The following is a 19,620-nucleotide window of genomic DNA, read 5'->3' as shown; positions in this document are numbered from 1 at the left end:
CGAAGCCGTACGCGGGCCCGGAGCGTGCGTCACGCACGCTCCGGGCCCGGCCGTCAGGTCGTCCCGCGCAGCGCCGCCCAGGTCTTGGGCCCCACCTCTCCGTCCACCTGCAGCCCCTTGGCGCGCTGGAACCTCTTGACTGCCGTCACGGTGTCCTCGCCGAACTGGCCGTCCACGCCCGCGCGGCCGACGCCGTAGCCGCGCTTGGTGAGCATGCACTGCGCCTGTACGACGCGCTGCCCCGTGTCGCCGTACCGGATGATGGCGGTGCCGGAGTAGTAGGAACACCCGGAGATCCAGGCCGGGGTGGAGGGCTCGGAGGCGGTCTCGGTGACCGTGGTGGTCGGGGCGGCGGCCTGATCGCCGTCCCTCCCGGTGTCTGCGGCCGCGCCCCCGGCGCCCGCCCCGGGAGTCGTGGTCTTGCCGGGCACGCCTTGCGAGCCACCGTCGGAACCCCGGTCGCCGCCCTGGCCGGCCCCGTTCTCCCCCTCGCTCTCCTCACCGTCCTTGCCGCCGTCCTTGCCGTCGTCCGTCTTCTCCTCCCCGTGCTCCTCCTTCTCGCCGGACGGAGACGAGGAGGCCTCGGGCAGGGACGAGGGCCGTCCGTCGTCGGCACCGGTCGCGCCGGCCGAGGCCGACGGTGTGGCGGGGGCGGCCGTCTCGTCGAGGGGCGCCCGAGAGAGCAGGAAGCCGCCCGCGGCGACGGCGCACACGGCGAGCACGGCGGTGACCACGAGGTACGGCTTCTTCCGTCCGCGCCGCTCGTGGATCCCATCCCTCGTGGCAGCCGGTGCCGGTGTGACCGAGTCGAACTGCCCCGGAGGGGTCGGCGAACCGTAGGGACCGTAGGCCGGGCCGTACGCCCCCGGCGGCGTCGGCGGCCCGAACCCCGGCCCGTACCCCGGCCCGGGCACCGGTGCCGGTGCGGGGAAGGGGGCGTGGGCGGGGGCGGGTGCGGATGAGGGCGAGGGCGAGGGTGAAGAGGCCGGCGTCGGTGTCGGAGCGGCGCTCGGCACCCGTTCCGTCGGCGTACGGAAATGCCCCGTCTGCCGGGCGGAGGCGGCCTCCAGCACCGCGCAGCCCTCGCTCAGGGCGAGCAGCCTGGCGCCCAGCGGCTCCTGCCAGTCGGAGGCGGGACCGTGACCGGCGGCCGTGGCGGCGTCGACCAGTCGTTGCGGAGTGAGCCGGCCGGCGGGGTCCTTGGTGAGGCAGGCGGCCAGCAGCGCGGCCAGCCCGGCGTCCACCGACGCGAGTTCGGCCATGACCTCCGGCCGGGGTTCCTCGAACGCCACCCGGTGCATCACGTCCACCCCGGTCCCGTCGCCGAAGGGGGCGTGGGCGGTGGCCGCGTAGATGAGGGTTCCCGCGAGCGAGAAGACGTCGGAGGCGGTGTCGCAGCGCCCCTCCCGCAGATACTCCGGCGACATGAACGCGGGCGTGCCGACCCGGCTCCCGGTCCCGGTGATGGCGCTGCTGTCGACGGCTTGCGAGATGCCGAAGTCGATGACGTGCGCGCCGCCCGGGGACAGGATCACGTTGGACGGCTTCAGGTCCCGGTGGACGACTCCGGCGGTGGCCAGCGCGGACAGCGCCCGCCCCAGCTCGGCCACCAGCCGCCAGGCGCCCGCCGGTTCGAGTGTGCCGCAGTTCTGGACCGCCTCGGCGAGATTGAGGCCGGGCAGGAACTGCGTGGCCATCCACAGCACCGACTCCTCGAACCCGGTCCCGAGTAACCGTGGTGCGTACGCCGTCCGGACCCGGGCCTGCACGGAGGCCTCCCGCTCGAACCGCCGCCGGAACTCGGGATCCTCGGCGTACTCGGGCCGGATCACCTTGACCGCGGCGAGCCCGGGGCCGTCGTCGGCAGGCCGCGCCAGGTAGACCCGGCCCATGCCACCGCTGCCGAGCAGGCCGAGCGGTACGTACGGCCCGATACGGGCGGGGTCGGCGGCCCGCAGTGGTGCCGCGCCGGTCTGCCGCAGGGCGGCCTCGCCGGACGCCGGAGTGTACGGCGACGCCGGCCGCTGGTCTGTCATGAGTTGAGTCCCCCGACTGCTCTTTCATCCACAAAATGGTGTTCTGTCACACCAGCTTGCCGAGAGGTTACCGTCCCGGGGCGGGGGCGTGGCCCCGGAGGCGGGTGGCGGGAGGCGGACGGCGGCTCCCGCCGACGGCGCGGTCGTCCGAGGCGCGGGCCGAGGCAGTGTGGCCGGCCCTCCGACGCCGGTGGCGGCGCCGAGACCGCGTCCCACTGGCCGACGCCGCCCGGACCTCCGCGCTCACATCACGCCACGGCGTTGCTGACCGCCGTGATGTGGTCCGTGAGCCCCGAGTCGTCGTACAGGTCGATGACGAGCCGTCTGCCGTCAGTGATGTCCAGGTCGTACGTGCGGGAGTCCACGGCGGCAGAGGAGGTGCCCGCCGACATGACCCCGCCGACCCGGACCTTGCGTCCGGCCTCGTTGTAGTAGGACACGGTCACGTAGTAGGTGTCTCCGTCGTCCCGGGTGTCGTAGACCCAGAGGAGCTCGTCGTGCGGGTGGAACTCCACCTTGCCGATCCAGGTTCCCCTGTTGACGTCGAGGTGGATCTTCATGGCCACCCCACCGGGGTCGTGCTTGAAGTAGGTGCCGTCGTGGGGGTCCGGGTGGCTGCAGGGGCAGGTGTCCGTGTCGTAGGGGATGGGCTGGACGCGCGGGTCGGGCGAGTACGCCTGGGCCGGTACCGCCGTGGCGAGCATGGCGCCGGTGGCCAGGCTCGCCCCCGCGAGGAGCCCGGCAATCCGCCTTCTGCGTGTCATGAGTGTCCTCCGTCAGTTGCCGGTGGGTGTCGGCGAACCCTTCGGCCGTCGGCCGGCGGGCCCGCAAGTGGGTCGGTCGTGTCAGTTGCGGTTGTTGGCGGTGCAGGAGGCGCACGACGGGCCGAATTCGCACCACACCGTCCTGCCGGCCCCGTCGTCCGCACGCCCGAGCGCCGTGCGACCGTGTCCGGCGACGGGAGGCCGCGGCCGACCGTCACGACTCCGGAACTCCGAAGGGCCCGACGCCGGTGTTCCTCACCCGCGCCCGGATCCGCTTCGCCGGGTCCCGCTACGCCACCGCGTGCGCACTGCCGATGTAGTCGGACCTGTCGTTGCCGTCGTAGTAGGCCCCGGCGGGGTCGGCCGTGGCGAGCAGCGTGCCCGCGGTGGGGGCCGCCCCCGTCAGCAGCCCGGTGATCTGTCGCTGGACGTTCATGCGCTTCCCCGTCCCTCCCGGAGCGAGCAGCTCGGTGTGCCCGGCGGTGCGGCCATTCTGGGCGGCCGGGTGTCGGTGGGGTACCTGCAACTGTCGAGGGTTGCCCACGAGGATTCAGTCCCCGGTCCCTTCCTTGCGCAGCGCCCGCCAGGTCCCCGGCCCGACCATCCCGTCCGCGTCCAGCCCCGCCCGCTTCTGGAAGATGACGACCGCACCGTGCGTCATCGGGCCGAAGTCGCCGTCCACCTCGCCGACCTCCTCGATCCCGTGCAGGTGCCGGAGCAGGCACTGCAACTCCCTGACCTGGCTCCCTCCGTCTCCTCGCTTGATGGTGAAGTCCCAGGTGCCGCTGTGGCCCGCCGTGTAGCCGGTGCCGTGGGAGGCGTCCTCGTACTCCACGGGCTTCTCACAGGTGGGAGGCGCCGCGGCGGCCGGGGCCGAGTCCCACGGGGCGGTGTGGACCAGGCTCGCCGCACCCACGATCGCGGCCGCGAGCGCCGCCGCCAGGACCGGGCGCCGCCACCGTCGGGGACGCAGCCTCGGCAGCCGCGCCGAGGGGGAGGTGCCCGCGGCCTCCTCCACCCGGCGCAGCAGCGCGGCGGTGTCGGAGGGGCGTTCCGCGTGGGTCGGGGCCAGGCAGTCCCGCAGGATGTCCCGCCAGACGTCGGGGAGCCGGGCGGACAGGCGTAGTTCCTCACGGCCGTGCGCGTAACGCGTCGCCGCGTCGGCGCGGGCCTCCGAGGTGGCGCCGGGCAGCGGAAAGGATCCCGTGAGGACGACGTGCGCGAGGACGCCGAAGGCCCAGACGTCGGCCGAGGGGCGGATCCGCGTCCCGCGCTCGTCGACCTCGGGCCACAGGAGTTCGGGCGGGGTGTAGTCCGGGGTGGCGAAGGCGGGGGCGTAGGCGTGCGTGCCCTCCATCTCCGCCGCCATGTTGAAGTCGGCGAGCCGCGCCGAACCGTCCGTCATCAGCAGCACGTTGGCCGGTTTCAGGTCCCCGTGCACCCAGCCGGCGCGGTGCAGCTGGTGCAGGCCCTCGCAGATCTGCGCCAGCAGGGCGGGTCCGGCGTCCGGGCACGGGGTCCGGGCCAGTACGGCGTCCAGGGAGCCCTCGGCCCGCTCCAGCACCAGGACGGTGGCGCCGTCCAGCTCGGGGTGGTCCGGGTCGTCGACGGTCAGCGTGTCGTACATCCGGATCAGTCGGGGCGAGCGGAGCCGCCGCAGTAGCTGCACCTCGCGTTCGGCCAGGTCGCGCAGGTGGTGCAGCTGGCGAGGGGTGCGGGTGCCGGTGGACAGGAACTTCAGCGCCGCCCGGCGCGGCAGCTCGCCGCCGTCGGAGGCGCGGCCGGGCGTGGCTTCGGGGCTGCGGCGGGTCGCGTCGTAGACCGTGGCGAAGGCGCCGGACGCCAGTGGCTCGCGCACTTCCCACGGCCCGATCCGGTACCCCTTCGGCACCGGGACCGCGTACGGCCGCCCGGTCACCGTGCCGCTCCGCTCGCAACCGGCGCGAGCACCACGAGGTCGTCCTCGCGGACCAGGTCGAAGCGGAGGGCGAGGGAGGCCAGGGACTCCTTCTTGCCGTGCGTGCGCCTGCCGGGTTCGGCCGTGTCCGGGCCGGGTCTCAGCCGCAGTTTGAGGGCGAGGTAGTCGATGTTCCAGTAGACGGCCGAGCGGCTTACCTTGGGCCAGCTCGGGCGCAGCCGCTCCACTATCTCCTCGACGGCGGGCAGCGGGGCGCGGGGCTCACCGCGCAGGCGCCGCTCGCACAGGGCGGCCAGGACCGCGAAGTACCGTTTGGTGCGGTCCAGGGCGAACGCCGGGACGGTGCCCGTCCCCTCCAGCCCACCGCGCTCGACGCTGCGGAAGGCGTGCCGCGGTGCCCAGACGTCGAAGGTGAGCAGGTCACCCGCGGCGGGCAGGGTCACGCGCGCCAGTTCGAACGGTACGGGCGCCTCCACACGGCCCGGAGCGACCTTGATGTGCTCGCCGGCGCCCTCCGGGTTCTCCACCACGTAGGTCTGGTCCTCGCTGAGATTGCTCAGCAGCCAGAACGTCCGGTGCGCCGCGATCTCCCCGGCGACCCGGGGCACCCCCGCGTGTGCGATGACGAGCCCGCCGTTGCCGGGTTCGGCGGCCCTGCCGAACTCGATGCGCTCACCCGCGCTGATCCTGATCTGGTCGGTCACACTGCCGCACGACGGCGGCACGACGATGACGCTGTACATGGAGTCGTCCCCCTCCCCCGATTGCTCGAGGTCAACATTCCCCAGTCCAACAACGGGCAGCGTACGGGAGACGGACAAGGGCGACCCAGGCATTCGGACGCGTCGGCGGGTCGGGTGGTCACCGGCCGACGAAACGGCCCGGCCCCTCCGTGGAGGGAACCGGGGCCGCCTTTCGGACATGCTCCGGGGAGCGGATCAGCAGGGGCGCAGGGACCAGATCGGGTCCCAGGTCGCCGTGCCCGCCTGGTAGGCGGTCGACGTCCAGCGGACGCTGCCGTCCTTGTTGAAGAACTTGGCGACCGTGCCCGGTGTCTGGTTGTTGGTGAACGGGCCGTTGCCGGTCCAGTTGGTGACGTTCCACGTCTGGCACTTGTAGAAGTCGAACTTGGTGCCGTTGACGATCATGCAGAGGTGGCCGTAGCCGCAGGCCAGGTCCCGCGCGGCCTTGGTCCTGGGCGCCTCGGTGACGGTCAGTCCCTCGTACTTGACCGCGTCGGCGGTCACGTGCAGGGGCTTCGGCTTGTCGGCCAGCACCTCCTCGGCCGCCTGCTGGAGAGCGGTCACCCGGGTGCCGGCCGGGTCGGCGGCGGTGGCCGCGACCGTGGAGCCGGCGACCAGGGCCGAGGCCGCGAGGAGCAGCGCGGCGGGCTTGATGATGTTCACTGTGTTTCCCCCATGAACGTCGGTGTCGTACCGCCGAAGCGGTGTGCTCACACCGTGCCCGGGGCGCCCGCCGCGCGGTACCTCGTAACTCTCAGGGTCACTTCTTCCCGGGCGGCGTGTACTCCTTGAGGTGGTGGGCGACGCGGTCGGCGTAGTCGCGGTACTTCGGGGGAACCCCGTCCGCGTCGTTCACCTTTCGGTACGACGTCCGGTAGGCGACGGCGATCAGCACCCGGCGGTCGCCCGGCAGGCCGGCGTCGAGGCGTGGCGTGATCCAGCACAGGTAGCGGCCCATCGCCGGGATGGACTCGGCGGGCGGGAACGGGGGCTCGGGGACGGTCTCGCCGGGCGTGCCGTCCTCGTTCATCCACCAGCGCAGGACGGTCGGGGTCCAGCGGGCGATGCCGTACTCGTTCTTCGCGGGGTCGGAGAGGTCCGGGTCGAAATCGCTCTCCACCTTCAGTATGGCCGCGATCAGGGGCGGGCCGACCTCCTCGCGGTCGCAGTCGTGGGCCGTCTCGACGATCAGCAGGCGGTAGGCGGGTGGCACGCCCCGGTCGGTACGCAGCTCGGCGGAGCCGTAGGAGGCGGCGGAGACCGTCGCGGTGCGGCCCCCAGGGCCCTGGTCGGTGAATTCGGGGCCGGGTCCGCCGCCGCGGTCGTCGTTGCGGGCGCTGATCCCGTAGCCGAGCGCGGCGAAGACCACGGTGGCGGCCGCCACGGCGAGGACCGCCCGCCGGGTACGCGTACGGGGCGGCAGGACGGACCGGATGGACCGGATGGACCCGGCGCGTCGGACGGTGTCCTCCGTGGTCGCCGCCACACGTCGCAACAAGGCGTCCGTGCCGATGCGTTCGACGTGGGTACGAGTCAGACACGCGCCCACGATCTCCCGCCACACCTCGGGCAGCGCGGGCGACAGCCGCAGCTCCTCGGTGCCGCGCGCGTAGGCGGCCCCGGCGTCGCGGCGGGCCGTCGGGGTGCCGCCGGGCAGCGGGAAGGACCCGGTGAGCACGAGGTGGGCGAGGACGCCGAAGGCCCAGACGTCGGCGGAGGGGCGGATGCGGCGGCCGCGCTCGCCGATCTCGGACCAGAGAAGTTCGGGCGGGGTGTAGTCCGGGGTGGAGAAGGCGGGGGTGTAGGCGTGGGTGCCTTCCAGCTCGGCGGCCATGTTGAAGTCGGCGAGCCGGGCCGAACCGTCCCGCATCAGCAGTACGTTGGCCGGTTTCAGGTCTCCGTGCACCCACCCCGCGCGGTGCAGCTGGGCCAGGCCCTCGCAGACCTGCGCGAGCAGCGCGCCCCCGGCGGCCGGGCACGGCGACGCGGACAGCAGGGCGGACAGTGAGCCCTCCGCCTTCTCCAGTACGAGGACGGTGGCGCCGTCGAGGGCGGGACGGGCTGCGTCGTCGACGACGAGGGTCTCGTACATCCGTACCAGCCGGGGCCGCCGCAGCCTGCGGTGCAACCCCACCTCGCGCTCGGCGAGTTCGCGCAGATGCGTCAGCTGGCGGGGCGTGCCCGTACCGGTGGGCAGGAACTTCAGGGCGGCCGTACGCGGCAGACCGGCGGCGTCGCCGTCGCCGACCCGGCGGGCCTCGTACACGCTGCCGAAGGCGCCCGTGGCGATGGGCGCCCGTACCTCCCAGACACCGATCCGGTAGCCCTTCGGCACGGTGACGGCGTACGGCCCGGTCACCGGGGCACCCGGCGCGGCGGTGCCGTGAGGACCACGAGGTCGTCCTCCCGTACGAGGTCGAAGCGGAGCGCCATGGAGACCAGGCACTCCTTCTTGCCGTTGAGCCGCGCGCCCGCCTCCGCCGCCTCCGGGCCCGGCTTGAGCCGCAGCTTTACGGCGAGGTAGTCGATGTTCCACTGGACGGACGTGCGCGACGCGGCCGGCCAGCCGGGCCGCAGCCGCTCGACGACCTGCTCCACGGTCGGCAGCGGGGCGTGCGGCGCCCCGCGCAGCCGTGGTTCGCACAGGGCGGCCAGGACGGCGAAGTACCGCTTGGTGCGGTCGACGGAGAAGGCCGGGGCGGTCGGCTCGCCGTCGCTGCCGCCCTCCGCGCGCAGATAGTCGTGGCGCGGCGCCCACACCTCGACCGGCAGCAGGTCGCCCGCGGCGGGCAGCACGATCCGCGAGAACTCGAACGGCACCGGCGCGTCCAGCCTGCCCGGCGCGACCTTGATGTGCTCGCCGGCGCCCTCCGGGTTCTCCACCACGTAGGTCTGGTGGGTGGACAGGTTGCTCATGGTCCAGAAGGTGCCGTGGGCGGTGATCTCGCCCGCTCTGCGCGACACTCCGTCGTGCCCGATCAGCAGGCCGCCCTCGGGCACGGACCGCCCGAAGACGAGGCGCTCGCTCGGTGCGAGCCGGAACTGGGTGCGGGTGGGTTCGTCCTCCGTGGTCGGCGGAGGTACCACGATGATGCTGTACAAGGTGCGTCTCCCCGTGCCTGACGGCTACCCACGTCAGACTATTGCGACGCACCGGGGCCGTGTCCCCCTCGTACGGGTGAGACACGGCCCCAAGAGGTGATTGGCGCGAAGTGTTCCGTTCCGGACGCCCGTTCAGTACCGCGGCCGGTTGAACCAGTAACTGGCGTTCCTGTTGGCGCAGAAGACGATGATCAGGATGCCGAGGATCAGGCTGAACAGGGCGAAGACGTTGGCGCCCAGCAGGTTGACCACGCTGACCAGCGTCACGACCGAGCCGTAGACGATCGCGGAGACCCGCGCACCGCCGCGGCCGGTCGCGAACTTGGCACCTGTGAATATCGCCCAGAACGCGAACGCCAGGACGACCACCCCCAGACCGATCATGATGCCCGCGCCGATGTCCGTGAAGGTGTCCGCGTCCTGCGCCGAGATGCTGGGATCGGAGTTGAGCTCGTCCTTGATGTAGTCGGCGAACCGGGAGCTGGCCGCGATCATCAGCACGCCGCCGATGACCTGGAAGGCGCCGAGCACGAACAGCATCACGCGCGCGGCCTTCACCGTGCCGGGCATGACCGAGGGGCCGGGTGCGTGGCCGCCGCCGTGGGGGTGGACCGGCGGCGCCGCGGGGTAGCCGTAGCCGGCCGGTCCCTGGGGCTGCTGCTGCGGGTATCCGTAGTTCGGCTGCTGGCCGGGCTGCCGGCCCTGCGGCGGGCCGTAGGGGTTGTTCGGGTCGCCGAAACTCATGGCGGGACTTCCTCCGTCGTGTCAAGTGCGGGGACGACGCGCGGCTCGACTCGGAGGAGGTTCGTCGTAGCGGTTCGCCCCCCCCCGGTACGGCCCCGCGGCACTGTGACGGCCAATCGTTCTTGACCGGTCTCTTACTTGTCCAGCCCGGTCACAAGGTGTTGTGCAAGTGCAACAGCGTCGATCATGGAAGGGCGCTGTGGGACACGTCCCGTAGCGCCCGGATGGTGCCCTGGTGGCGCCCCGGCGAGGCCCCGGTGACGATCCGGCGAGGCTCTGACGGGGCCCCGGTGGTGCCCGGATGCCGGGCGGATTGGAACCGGGGGCCGGTCATCCGCGAGGATGGGGGGCATGACCGCCCAGATTCTCGATGGCAAGGCCACCGCAGCCGCGATCAAGTCCGAACTGACCGCCCGCGTGGCGGCGCTGAAGGAGAAGGGCGTCACGCCCGGCCTCGGCACCGTCCTGGTCGGCGACGACCCCGGCAGCCAGAAGTACGTCGCCGGCAAGCACCGCGACTGCGCACAGGTCGGTATCGCCTCCATCCAGCGCCACCTGCCGGCGACGGCGACGCAGGAGGAGATCGAGGCGGTCGTCCGCGAACTGAACGACGACCCGTCCTGCACCGGTTACATCGTCCAGCTGCCGCTGCCCAAGGGCATCGACGAGAACCGCATCCTGGAACTGATGGACCCGGACAAGGACGCGGACGGCCTGCACCCGATGAACCTCGGCCGCCTCGTCCTGAACGAGCCGGCCCCGCTGCCCTGCACCCCCAACGGCATCCTCACCCTCCTGCGCCGCTTCGGTGTGGAGATCAAGGGCGCCGAGGTCGTGGTCGTCGGCCGCGGTGTCACCATCGGCCGGCCGATGCCGCTGCTGCTCACCCGGCGCAGCGAGAACGCCACCGTGACCCAGTGCCACACCGGCACCCGGGACCTGGCCGCCCACCTCAGGCGCGCGGACATCGTCATCGCCGCGGCCGGCTCCCCGCACCTGGTCCGCCCCGAGGACGTCAAGCCGGGCGCGGCCGTCCTCGACGTCGGCGTCTCGCGGAACGCCGAGGGGAAGATCATGGGTGACGTGCACCCCGGCGTGGCCGAGGTCGCCGCCTGGATCTCCCCGAACCCCGGCGGCGTCGGCCCCATGACCCGGGCCCAGCTGCTCGTCAACGTGGTGGAGGCGGCGGAGCGCAGTGCCGGCTGACGACACCGACGCCGAGCGCCCGGAAAGCCCGGAGGCTGGGGAGGACCGGGGGCGGCCTCGGGAGGGCGCCGAGGGCGGCGTGGAGAGCCCCGAGGGCGAGGACATCACCGTCCGGGACCCCGTCAGCGCGCCCGACGCGGAGGGCAGGCCACGGCGGATCACCCGACGGTTCCCGCTCTTCACCCGCGACACCGCGCGCCCCGAGGGCGGCGGCCGGACCGCGGCCGGTGACGCCCCGGCGCCCGCCCGGCAGTGGCCGATCCTGCTCGTGGTCGGCCTGGTCGGAGTGGGCCTGCTGCTGACCGCGCTGGACGTGTTCCGCTGGGGTCTGGTCCTGATCGGCGCCGCGCTGTTGTTCGGCGCCGTGCTCCGCTGGATGATGCCCCACGTCGGCATGCTTGCCGTGCGCTCGCGCTTCACGGACATCGCCACCTACGGAGTCCTGGGCCTCGGCATCGTCCTGCTGGCGTTGATGGCCCAGCCGGAGCCGCTGCTGGAGATCCCGTTCCTGAAGGACACCCTGCACTTCACGGTCAGCTAGGAGATGTCGGGTCCTTCCGCGGCCCGGGCCCTGGCAACGGCCCGTCCTCACCCCCGTGGAAGGACGGGCCGCCGCCTGGCCCCACACTCCAGTACGCGGAACGCGCTGATCAACGCCTGCCAGGGCGCTGTGGCACGGAAGTGACCGTTCCGCTACTCCGCTACTCGACTGTGCGCGCCGTGCAACACGGGACACGGGTGCCGAGCGTGACCATCCATGCGTGTTCCGTCGGACGAGGTATTGACAAGTTCGCGGATTCACCACGAAGTCGTTCAGGGACAGCGCTAGCCTCAGGGGCTCGGTTCAGGGCATGGGGTGGCCGGTGGGACACTGGACCCGGGTCGGTGGGCGTGCGACGGTGCATGTTCGCGACCTCTGTGCTCCTGTGCGCCCCCACCCCGGGAACTGAGATCCTGACCGGGCGCATCCCTGTGGGTAGCCAGAACGGGGACTACGGGCGGGACGCCGCGCGCGGGACCAAGCGGGGAACGAACAGCACGTCACCGGGGGGAAGAGGGGGAAGCAATGCCTCGTTGGAAGGCCTTGCCGGATGAACTCGATCCGCAGATCAAAGAGTTCACCAGCCAGTTGCGCCGACTTGTGGACCGTAGCGAGCTCAGCGTCGCGTCGGTGGCCGACGCGACGGGCTACAGCAAGACGTCCTGGGAGCGCTATCTGAACGGCCGGCTGCTGGCGCCGAAGGGTGCCATCGTGGCCCTGGCCGAGGTGACGGGGACCAACCCCATGCACCTGACCACCATGTGGGAGCTGGCCGAGCGCGCCTGGAGCCGTTCGGAGATGCGCCATGACATGACCATGGAGGCCATTCGGATCTCCCAGGCGCGCGCCGCGCTCGGTGGTGAGCTGGGCGCGTCCGCGGCCAAGTCGGGCAGCGGCGGCAGGAGCGGCAGGGGGAGCCGAACCGGCCGCCACGGCGGCGGCGCGACGGCCACCCCGGGGATCGCGGGGCCGGCCGGTGTGGCGCCCACGCTGCCGCCTGCGGTGCCCGTGCAGCCGACGGCCGCCGACAGCCCCGACTCGGCCGTCGGCACGGTCCGGGGCGGCGGCACGTCCGGCGCGCCCTCGGTCCCGTCGTCCGGTGGCGCGGCCGACGGCAACTCGTGGGGCATCGCCGGATACCGAGGACCGGCGCCGACCGGTGACCGCACGGCGCGGTCCGGTACCGGTACCGGTACCGGACCTGAGGGGACCGCGCGGACCACGGCGATGCCGACCGTCGCCGCACCGAACGGCCACGGGCCATCGGGGCACTCGGCAGCGTCGGGGCCGTCGGGCACGTTCGGTGAGCCCCCGCGTGACGGCTCCCGTTCGCGGGGCCGGTCCTCCGGGGGCGGCAACAAGCGGATGACGACGTTCGTCGCGGGTGTCGTCGGCGTGCTCGTCGTGATCGCGGGAGCCTTCTTCCTTCTGAACGACGGCGGTGACAAGGAGAACGAGGGCGCCAAGCCCTCCCCGTCGCCCACCGTGAGTACCGACACCGAGCTGCCGCCGGGCGTCAAGTGCAGCGGCGACGCCTGCACCGGCAAGGACCCGGAGATCATGGGCTGTGGCGGCGACCTGGTGACCACCGCCGCGACCGCCACCGTCGGTACGGCCGCCGTCGAGGTCCGCTACAGCAAGACGTGCGGTGCCGCGTGGGCCCGCGTCACCCAGGCGGCACAGGGCGATGAGGTCCAGGTCAGCGCGGGCGGCGAGAACCAGCAGACGGGCACGGTCACCGGGGCGGCCGACACCGTCGCGTACACCCCGATGGTGGCGGTGAAGTCCGCGGCCGTGGCCAAGGCGTGCGTGACGCTGGCCGCCGGCCAGGAGGGCTGCACGGCGTAGCCGGCCGCATGGGGATGGCCCGTATGGGGATGGCCCGCATGCGGGTGGCCCGCATGGCGGTGGCCCGCATGGTGCCGGCTCGCACGGGGGAGCAGTGCGCAGGGAGGGATGCGGACCGTACGGACACGCGTGCGGGCCGCACCGGAAGAAAATCGTCCGCGGAGGCATGGCCCGCCGTGTCACGGGCACGCGAGAAGTACCCCCACGGGAGTCCGGCAACGGTATCCCCGAACGGCGGCCGCTTGGTCCCTCCTCTCCCGGACCGGCGGCCGCCTTCTCATGCCCCCGAGCCCAGGTGCCGCCGCCCCCGCCCTCTGCGGCGCCCTGCTCGCCTCTGCCGCGCCCCGGCCCCTGCCGCGCCTCAGCACGCCCCTGCCGTGTCCCCGTTCACGCACGTGGGTGACCCGGCGGTGGTCCTGTGGGCCGGGCCACACCGACCCGGACGTCCCGGGCATGCCAGGCGCGATAGCCTGACGGCTGGATGGATCTCTTGATACCAAGAGATCGATCAAACGCCCGGGGCAGGGACGCCCCACCGCCAGCTGTCATACGGAGAACGCCATGACCCGCACTCCCGTGAACGTCACCGTCACCGGCGCGGCCGGCCAGATCGGTTACGCCCTGCTCTTCCGCATCGCCTCCGGCCAGCTGCTCGGCGCGGACGTGCCGGTCAAACTGCGCCTCCTGGAGATCACCCCGGCGCTCAAGGCCGCCGCGGGCACCGCGATGGAGCTGGACGACTGCGCGTTCCCGCTCCTTCAGGGCATCGAGATCACCGACGACCCCAACGTGGCCTTCGACGGCGCCAACGTCGCCCTCCTCGTGGGCGCCCGCCCGCGCACCAAGGGCATGGAGCGCGGTGACCTCCTGGAGGCCAACGGCGGCATCTTCAAGCCGCAGGGCAAGGCCATCAACGACCACGCCGCGGACGACATCAAGGTCCTCGTCGTCGGCAACCCGGCCAACACCAACGCCCTGATCGCCCAGGCCGCCGCCCCGGACGTGCCGGCCGAGCGCTTCACCGCGATGACCCGCCTGGACCACAACCGCGCGCTGACCCAGCTCGCGAAGAAGACGGGCACGACGGTCGCCGACATCAAGCGCCTGACCATCTGGGGCAACCACTCCGCCACCCAGTACCCGGACATCTTCAACGCCACCATCGCCGGCAAGAACGCCGCCGAGGCCGTCAACGACGAGAAGTGGCTGGCGGAGGAGTTCATCCCCACCGTCGCCAAGCGCGGCGCCGCCATCATCGAGGCACGCGGTGCCTCGTCGGCGGCTTCCGCCGCCAATGCCGCCATCGACCACGTCCACACCTGGGTCAACGGCACCGCCGAGGGCGACTGGGCGTCCATGGGCATTCCGTCGGACGGCTCCTACGGCGTCCCGGAGGGCATCATCTCCTCCTTCCCGGTCACCACGAAGGACGGAAAGTACGAGATCGTCCAGGGCCTGGAGATCAACGAGTTCTCCCGCGCCCGCATCGACGCCTCCGTCAAGGAGCTCTCGGAGGAGCGCGAGGCGGTCCGCGGTCTCGGCCTCATCTGAGGTTGCCGCCGGCGCCGACGCCGTCAGCTCACGTGGGCCCCGTTCCGGTTCTGTCCGGAGCGGGGCCCACGTCTGTCCGCGGGGAGCGCCGACGCCGACGCCGACGCCGGCCGCGGCCCCGGCCCCGGCCCCGGCCCCGAGGGGCATGACCCGTGTCTCCGGTCCCGTCTCCCGACGCCTCCGCTTTCCCTGGAGGAGCTGACTACTCTATGGTGATGGCCCGTCACGCTCGATGCACCTGGCGGCCCTTCGCATCCCGGGAGTCGCGTGAGCACCGCATCCGTTCCACACCAGCCGCCGCACCAGCCGCAGCCGCCGCACCAGCCGCCTCCGGACCCGCTCCCGCCCGTTCCAGCACACGCCAGCGAGGCCACGAGGCTGCTGTGTGCGGGTGCCTATCTCGACCCCGGCTACCGGGCCCGAGTGATCGAGGAGCTGCACCTGAACGAGCAGCGGATCGTGGCGCCGTCCCTCGGCTTCGACGCGGCCCGCGTACTCGCCCACGCCCTGCGCGCCCGCCGGGTGGAGGCGGGCTGGGCCGCGGCCATCGTGGGCCTGTGGATCATCGGGTGGCCCCTGACCGGCGGCGTGATGGTCGTCTATCTGCTGCCCAGTCTGCTGCTGGCCTGGGCGGTGTTCCTCCGCGGTGACGACCCACAGGCATCGACCAGACGCAAGTCGGCGGCGCTCGTCGTGCGCTGGCTGGGCCGCATGGTGTTCGCGCTGTTCCTGATCGCCACGCTGGTCACCGCGTTCTCCAGCCGGGAGGACGCCGAGGCCGCGGGCGCCGGAGACGACCTGCGGGCCTATCTCCTGCGCCTGCTGCCCGAGCTGTCGCGCCAGTTCGGCGGCCACGACATGGTCACGGCGGTGCAGGCCTGGCTCGCGCTCCTGCTGTTCGTGGTGGTGGCCCTGTGCGCGGGTGCGCAGCGCAGTCAGTTCGCCCGGGCCCTGAACGGCGAGCTCTCCCCGGAGCGGTTTCCGGACGCCGTCTCCGACCCGGCGGAGCAGGCCGAGAGTCCGCGCTTCCAGCGGCTGAAGCAGCGCATCCGGCTGGAACAGCACGCCCCGATGATCACGTACCACGAGGCACACCCGTTCTGCGGTGCCGGCCAGGCGTACGACACCTGGGTACTCTCCGTGCAGATGCGTCCCGCCGACGGGCAGGAGACGCGCCCGCTGAGCAACCGGACGGTCCTGGACACCGTCCGCCCGCTCCTGGAGGGGCTGCGGTTGCCCCCGGAGTACGCGGGGCACGCGGTCCGCGACAGGCTGCGGTGGCTGGAGATCGACGAGTGCGTGTTCCTGCCCGCCGAGGGCCTGGCCCGTCGCCAGATCGCCCCGTACAGCCGGGAGGCGTTCGTGGACCACCGGGACCGCGCGGTGGAGGAAGGGGCCGAGAAACGGCGGCACTTCCTGCGGGCACGGGTCGGCGGCTGGGAGGAGGAACTGGTCGTCACCGTCTACGTGCGCGTCCACACCCAGGGCCGCATGCTCATGCTGGAGATCGCCCCGCATGTGCTGATGCCGGTGCGTGAGGACTTCAAGGACGCCGACCGCACGGCCCACCGGCTCCGCAACAGCGGCCTGCTCGGCAAGGCGACCTGGGCGGCCGGGCAGGTCCCCGCCTCGGCGGCCCGCTCCTTCCTCACCCTGTGGCAGGCCGCAGGCTACAGCTGGACACTGCTCACCGGCGGGTACGGCGCCGCCCTGCCCGACGGCCCCGCCGTCTCCGTACGGGAGCTGGGCGCGGCCCGCTCCGGGTCGCTCTTCCAGCAGATGGACGTCGACCGCTACCTGCGAAGCATCCAGGACCGCATCGCGCACGGCGTCCGGACCGCTCTGGCCGATCACGGATACCAGACCGGCGAGTTCGTCCAGAAGGTCGTCAACATCAGCAACGGCGGCGTGCACATCGACACCGTCGCGCGCAGCACCTTCGCGATCGGCACGCACGCCCGCGCGACCGCCACGGCGGACGGCGGAACGCAGGACCCGTTCACCAACTCCTCGGCCACCGGCGGCACCCGGCACCAGGCCGGCCACCCGACCGGCCCCCGAGCCGGACAGCAGAAGGGACCCGACAACGATGACCACGGCTGATGAGCCGGGCGTCAGCATGGGCGACGTCTCGCACAGCACCTTCGCCATCGGCAGCCACGCGCACGCCGAGAGCCACCACCACGCTGCCCCCCAGGACGCGGCGGACGCGGAACTGCTCGACGCGGTACGTGAGTTGCGCTCCGACCTCACCAGGGTCAGGGGCACCGACCGGATCCGGGAACTGGACGCGGCCCTGGCCGACACCGAGGAGGAGATCACCCGTACCGGAAGCGCCGCGCCGAGCAGGCGGCAGCGGCTGCGGGACCTGCTCACCGACGCCGAGTCGGTGCTGACCCTGCTGGCGTCGGCCGGGGCACTGGCCGGCCTGCTCGGGACGTGAGAAGGAGGATGGCGTGACGAACGGGGGCGGACGGTACTGGAACGAGGAAGCCCAGCGTTGGGAGGACGGCGCGACGGACACGCCCCGGGTGACCCTGCCGCCGCCCGCCCCGCCGGACCGGGAGCCCTTCGTGCCCCAGGGCGCGGTCGGGGACCCCGACGCGCGCACCGGCGAGGGGAACGTCCCGGCCCCGTCGCCGGGGCGGCACCCGTCCGGCGGTCACGGCTCCCGGACGGTGCGGACGGTCGTGGCGGCGGCGGCCGGAGTCGGGATCGCCGTCGGCCTGGTGGTGACGGTGGGCTTCGGCGGCGACAGCGGTGACCAGGATGGCGCCCCGCCCTCGAGCGCGCCCCCGGCCGCCGCGCCGTCGCCCTGGACGGACGTCCCCGAGGAGTCCGGTACGGACATCGGTACGGACATCGGTACGGACCCCGCCACCGACACCCCGACCCCGACCGCCGCCGAGCCACCGGGCGGCTACACCACCCGGCAGGACCCGGAGGGTTTCAGGATCGCCGTGCCCGACGGCTGGCTGCGCACCGCGGTCGGCTCGCGGTTCGGCATGGACGTCGTCAACTACCGCAGCGCCTCCGGTGACCGGCGGATCCAGGTGTACCAGGTGGCGGAGTCCACCCCCGAGGAGTCGGTCGAGCTGTACCTGTCCTCCGACGTGGCCAAGCCGCCCGGCTTCAGGGTGCTCAAGGTGGAGCGCGTGGACGCCCCAGTCGTCGGCGGCACCCGGATGGAGTACGTCGCAGACTCCCTCAAGGGCGAAACCGGCATCGGCGTCTGGCACGTCTACGACCAGCGCTTCGAGTCCGAGGACGGCAAGGTCTACGCCGTCGCCTCCTACGGGCCCGACGTCGACGGCGGCACCAGAGCGCTGCGCAACCTCACCACGGCACTGAAGTGGTTCTGCCCCCCGGAGGGGCACTGCCCGGCGTCTCCCTGACCCCTCCGTTTCGCCGCTTTCCTCACGTACCTCCGTGATGCGGAACACTCCCGCCCACCAATCGCGCATGCAATTGAGGGACAGGGGCATGTGCCCCACGCTTCGGGGTGACACGCATGGTCACCCCGGGTGACTGAGTGGGAACGGAAGGCATTGAGGATCATGGCGGACAGTACGGAACTCCGGGCGCGCGACACCATCCACGCCGGCGGCGAGTGGCGAGCGGCCGTCTCGGGGCACACGCGCGAGATCCTCGACCCCGCGGACGCCCTGCCGTTCGCCGTGATCGCGGAGGGCGACGAGCAGGACACCGACCTGGCGGTGGCCGCCGCCCGGCGCGCCTTCGACACGGGTGAGTGGCCGCACACCCCGGTCGCCGAACGCGCCGCCCTGCTGCGCCGCGTCGCCGACCTGCTCGTCCGCGACCGCGAGACGCTCGGCCTGCTGGAGAGCCGCGACGCCGGCAAGACCGTCGAGGAGGGGCGGGTCGACATCGACTGCGTCGCCGACGCCTTCCGCTACTTCGCCGACCTGGTCGCCGGCGAGGCCCCCGGCCGGGTCGTCGACGCCGGCTCGCCCGACATCCACAGCGTCGTCGTGCACGAGCCGGTCGGCGTCTGCTCCATGATCACGCCCTGGAACTACCCGCTCCTCCAGGCCAGCTGGAAGATCGCCCCGGCGCTCGCCGCCGGCAACACCTTCGTGATCAAGCCCAGCGAGATCACCCCGATGACCACCGTCGCCCTGATCGACCTGCTGGTCGAGGCCGGCCTCCCCACCGGCGTCGCCAACATCGTCACCGGCCCCGGCCACACCGTCGGCGCCCGGCTCGCCGAGCACCCCGACGTCGACCTGGTCTCCTTCACCGGCGGCCTGATCAGCGGCACCAAGGTCGCCCAGGCGGCCGCCGTCACCGTCAAGAAGGTCGCCCTCGAACTCGGCGGCAAGAACCCCAACGTGGTCTTCGCCGACGCCTGCGGGACCGAGGAGGGCTTCGACACCGCCGTGGACCAGGCCCTCAACGCCGCCTTCATCCACAGCGGCCAGGTCTGCTCCGCCGGCGGCCGGCTCATCGTCGAGGAGTCGGTCCGCGAGCGCTTCGTCGCCGAACTCGCCCGCCGCGCCGCGAGGATCCGCCTCGGCCGCGGCACCGAGGACGGCGTCGAGTGCGGCCCGCTCGTCTCCGAGCAGCAGCGTGCCAAGACCGAGGACTACGTCGCCTCCGCGCTGGCCGAGGGCGCCGAACTGCGCTGCGGCGGCAAGCGCCCCGAGCCGTCCCCCCAGCGACCGGAGAGCGGCTACTTCTACGAGCCGACCGTCCTCGACCACTGCCACCGCGAGATGAAGGTCGTGCGGGAGGAGGTCTTCGGACCGGTGCTCACCGTCGAGACCTTCCGTACCGAGGACGAGGCCGTAGCCCTCGCCAACGACACCGAGTACGGTCTGGCCGGTGCCGTCTGGACCGCCGACGCGGGACGGGCCCGCCGGGTCGCGGGCCGGCTCCGTCACGGCACCGTCTGGATCAACGACTTCCACCCCTACCTCCCGCAGGCGGAGTGGGGCGGCTTCGGCAAGAGCGGCGTCGGCCGCGAACTGGGTCCCGCGGGCCTTGCCGAGTACCGCGAGAGCAAGCACGTCTACCAGAACCTCGCCCCGAAGCCCGTCCGCTGGTTCACCGGCTGACCCGGGCTCAGCTCCAACGCGGCTCACCGCGCCCGGGCTCAGCACCAACGCGGCTCACCGCGCCCGGGCTCAGTTCCGGCGTGCCTCAC

17 protein-coding genes are annotated in these 19,620 nt (G+C 72.7%); 8 read left to right on the top strand and 9 right to left on the bottom strand.

The window, feature by feature from the left end; translation table 11 throughout:
• Positions 1 to 53: 53 nt before the first annotated feature.
• The 9 genes from ABEA26_RS01745 to ABEA26_RS01705 all read right to left on the bottom strand — a co-directional run bounded on the left by ABEA26_RS01745 (position 54) and on the right by ABEA26_RS01705 (position 9,307).
• A complete protein-coding gene (locus ABEA26_RS01745) occupies positions 54 to 2,036 on the bottom strand; it encodes a protein kinase domain-containing protein (RefSeq protein ID WP_345588474.1) in 1,983 nt (660 codons plus the stop codon).
• A gap of 248 nt (positions 2,037 to 2,284) precedes the next feature.
• Positions 2,285 to 2,800 (bottom strand): hypothetical protein, encoded by a 516-nt coding sequence (locus ABEA26_RS01740; RefSeq protein WP_345588472.1) that lies wholly within the window; start codon positions 2,798 to 2,800, stop codon positions 2,285 to 2,287.
• Between the two features lie 289 nt (positions 2,801 to 3,089).
• Entirely contained in the window at positions 3,090 to 3,236 is a 147-nt protein-coding gene (locus ABEA26_RS01735; RefSeq protein WP_345588470.1) for a hypothetical protein, read from the bottom strand.
• Positions 3,237 to 3,350: 114 nt separating this feature from the next.
• Positions 3,351 to 4,718: a protein kinase domain-containing protein gene (locus tag ABEA26_RS01730; protein WP_345588468.1), complete on the bottom strand. Its 1,368-nt coding sequence runs from the start codon at positions 4,716 to 4,718 to the stop codon at positions 3,351 to 3,353.
• Complete coding sequence (locus ABEA26_RS01725) at positions 4,715 to 5,461, bottom strand: FHA domain-containing protein (RefSeq protein WP_345588466.1); 747 nt, start codon at positions 5,459 to 5,461, stop codon at positions 4,715 to 4,717. Before ABEA26_RS01725 ends, ABEA26_RS01730 begins: the two co-directional genes overlap by 4 nt.
• A 195-nt stretch (positions 5,462 to 5,656) precedes the next feature.
• Positions 5,657 to 6,124 (bottom strand): hypothetical protein, encoded by a 468-nt coding sequence (locus ABEA26_RS01720; RefSeq protein WP_345588464.1) that lies wholly within the window; start codon positions 6,122 to 6,124, stop codon positions 5,657 to 5,659.
• A 97-nt stretch (positions 6,125 to 6,221) separates the two neighbouring features.
• A complete protein-coding gene (locus ABEA26_RS01715) occupies positions 6,222 to 7,820 on the bottom strand; it encodes a serine/threonine protein kinase (protein WP_345588462.1) in 1,599 nt (532 codons plus the stop codon).
• The gene (locus ABEA26_RS01710; protein ID WP_345588460.1) at positions 7,817 to 8,563 is read right to left on the bottom strand and encodes an FHA domain-containing protein; all 747 of its coding nucleotides are present in this window, start codon (positions 8,561 to 8,563) and stop codon (positions 7,817 to 7,819) included. Before ABEA26_RS01710 ends, ABEA26_RS01715 begins: the two co-directional genes overlap by 4 nt.
• A gap of 132 nt (positions 8,564 to 8,695) precedes the next feature.
• On the bottom strand, positions 8,696 to 9,307 hold the full coding sequence (locus ABEA26_RS01705) for a hypothetical protein (protein ID WP_345588459.1): 612 nt from the start codon (positions 9,305 to 9,307) through the stop codon (positions 8,696 to 8,698).
• 351 nt (positions 9,308 to 9,658) lie between these two features.
• Here ABEA26_RS01705 and ABEA26_RS01700 point away from each other — a divergent pair, with 351 nt between their 5' ends.
• The 8 genes from ABEA26_RS01700 to ABEA26_RS01665 all read left to right on the top strand — a co-directional run bounded on the left by ABEA26_RS01700 (position 9,659) and on the right by ABEA26_RS01665 (position 19,531).
• Positions 9,659 to 10,513, top strand: coding sequence for a bifunctional methylenetetrahydrofolate dehydrogenase/methenyltetrahydrofolate cyclohydrolase (locus ABEA26_RS01700; protein ID WP_345588457.1), 855 nt, complete (start codon positions 9,659 to 9,661; stop codon positions 10,511 to 10,513).
• The gene (locus ABEA26_RS01695) at positions 10,503 to 11,054 is read left to right on the top strand and encodes a DUF3017 domain-containing protein (RefSeq protein ID WP_345588455.1); all 552 of its coding nucleotides are present in this window, start codon (positions 10,503 to 10,505) and stop codon (positions 11,052 to 11,054) included. The genes ABEA26_RS01700 and ABEA26_RS01695 overlap by 11 nt, the downstream gene beginning before the upstream one ends.
• A 525-nt stretch (positions 11,055 to 11,579) precedes the next feature.
• Positions 11,580 to 12,902 (top strand): helix-turn-helix domain-containing protein, encoded by a 1,323-nt coding sequence (locus tag ABEA26_RS01690; protein ID WP_345588453.1) that lies wholly within the window; start codon positions 11,580 to 11,582, stop codon positions 12,900 to 12,902.
• A 561-nt stretch (positions 12,903 to 13,463) separates the two neighbouring features.
• Positions 13,464 to 14,453: a malate dehydrogenase gene (locus ABEA26_RS01685; protein ID WP_345588451.1), complete on the top strand. Its 990-nt coding sequence runs from the start codon at positions 13,464 to 13,466 to the stop codon at positions 14,451 to 14,453.
• Positions 14,454 to 14,720: 267 nt separating this feature from the next.
• A complete protein-coding gene (locus ABEA26_RS01680) occupies positions 14,721 to 16,556 on the top strand; it encodes a hypothetical protein (protein WP_345588449.1) in 1,836 nt (611 codons plus the stop codon).
• Positions 16,543 to 16,896, top strand: a complete 354-nt coding sequence (locus ABEA26_RS01675) for a hypothetical protein (protein WP_345588447.1) — start codon at positions 16,543 to 16,545, stop codon at positions 16,894 to 16,896. Before ABEA26_RS01680 ends, ABEA26_RS01675 begins: the two co-directional genes overlap by 14 nt.
• A gap of 13 nt (positions 16,897 to 16,909) precedes the next feature.
• The gene (locus ABEA26_RS01670) at positions 16,910 to 17,848 is read left to right on the top strand and encodes a hypothetical protein (RefSeq protein ID WP_345588445.1); all 939 of its coding nucleotides are present in this window, start codon (positions 16,910 to 16,912) and stop codon (positions 17,846 to 17,848) included.
• A gap of 162 nt (positions 17,849 to 18,010) precedes the next feature.
• Positions 18,011 to 19,531, top strand: a complete 1,521-nt coding sequence (locus ABEA26_RS01665) for an aldehyde dehydrogenase family protein (RefSeq protein ID WP_345588443.1) — start codon at positions 18,011 to 18,013, stop codon at positions 19,529 to 19,531.
• The last annotated feature ends 89 nt before the right edge of the window (positions 19,532 to 19,620 follow it).

The organism is Streptomyces marokkonensis, assembly GCF_039539045.1.
Lineage (GTDB): Bacteria > Actinomycetota > Actinomycetes > Streptomycetales > Streptomycetaceae > Streptomyces > Streptomyces marokkonensis.
This window is presented reverse-complemented; position numbering and strand designations above follow the sequence as displayed.

Bases quoted from the DNA above. Each gene is read 5' to 3' on its own strand.
- ABEA26_RS01745 (WP_345588474.1), bottom strand. From the start codon at position 2,036: ATGACAGACCAGCGGCCGGCGTCGCCGTACACTCCGGCGTCCGGCGAG.
- ABEA26_RS01740 (WP_345588472.1), bottom strand. From the start codon at position 2,800: ATGACACGCAGAAGGCGGATTGCCGGGCTCCTCGCGGGGGCGAGCCTG.
- ABEA26_RS01735 (WP_345588470.1), bottom strand. From the start codon at position 3,236: ATGAACGTCCAGCGACAGATCACCGGGCTGCTGACGGGGGCGGCCCCC.
- ABEA26_RS01725 (WP_345588466.1), bottom strand. From the start codon at position 5,461: ATGTACAGCGTCATCGTCGTGCCGCCGTCGTGCGGCAGTGTGACCGAC.
- ABEA26_RS01705 (WP_345588459.1), bottom strand. From the start codon at position 9,307: ATGAGTTTCGGCGACCCGAACAACCCCTACGGCCCGCCGCAGGGCCGG.
- ABEA26_RS01700 (WP_345588457.1), top strand. From the start codon at position 9,659: ATGACCGCCCAGATTCTCGATGGCAAGGCCACCGCAGCCGCGATCAAG.
- ABEA26_RS01690 (WP_345588453.1), top strand. From the start codon at position 11,580: ATGCCTCGTTGGAAGGCCTTGCCGGATGAACTCGATCCGCAGATCAAA.
- ABEA26_RS01685 (WP_345588451.1), top strand. From the start codon at position 13,464: ATGACCCGCACTCCCGTGAACGTCACCGTCACCGGCGCGGCCGGCCAG.
- ABEA26_RS01675 (WP_345588447.1), top strand. From the start codon at position 16,543: ATGACCACGGCTGATGAGCCGGGCGTCAGCATGGGCGACGTCTCGCAC.
- ABEA26_RS01665 (WP_345588443.1), top strand. From the start codon at position 18,011: ATGGCGGACAGTACGGAACTCCGGGCGCGCGACACCATCCACGCCGGC.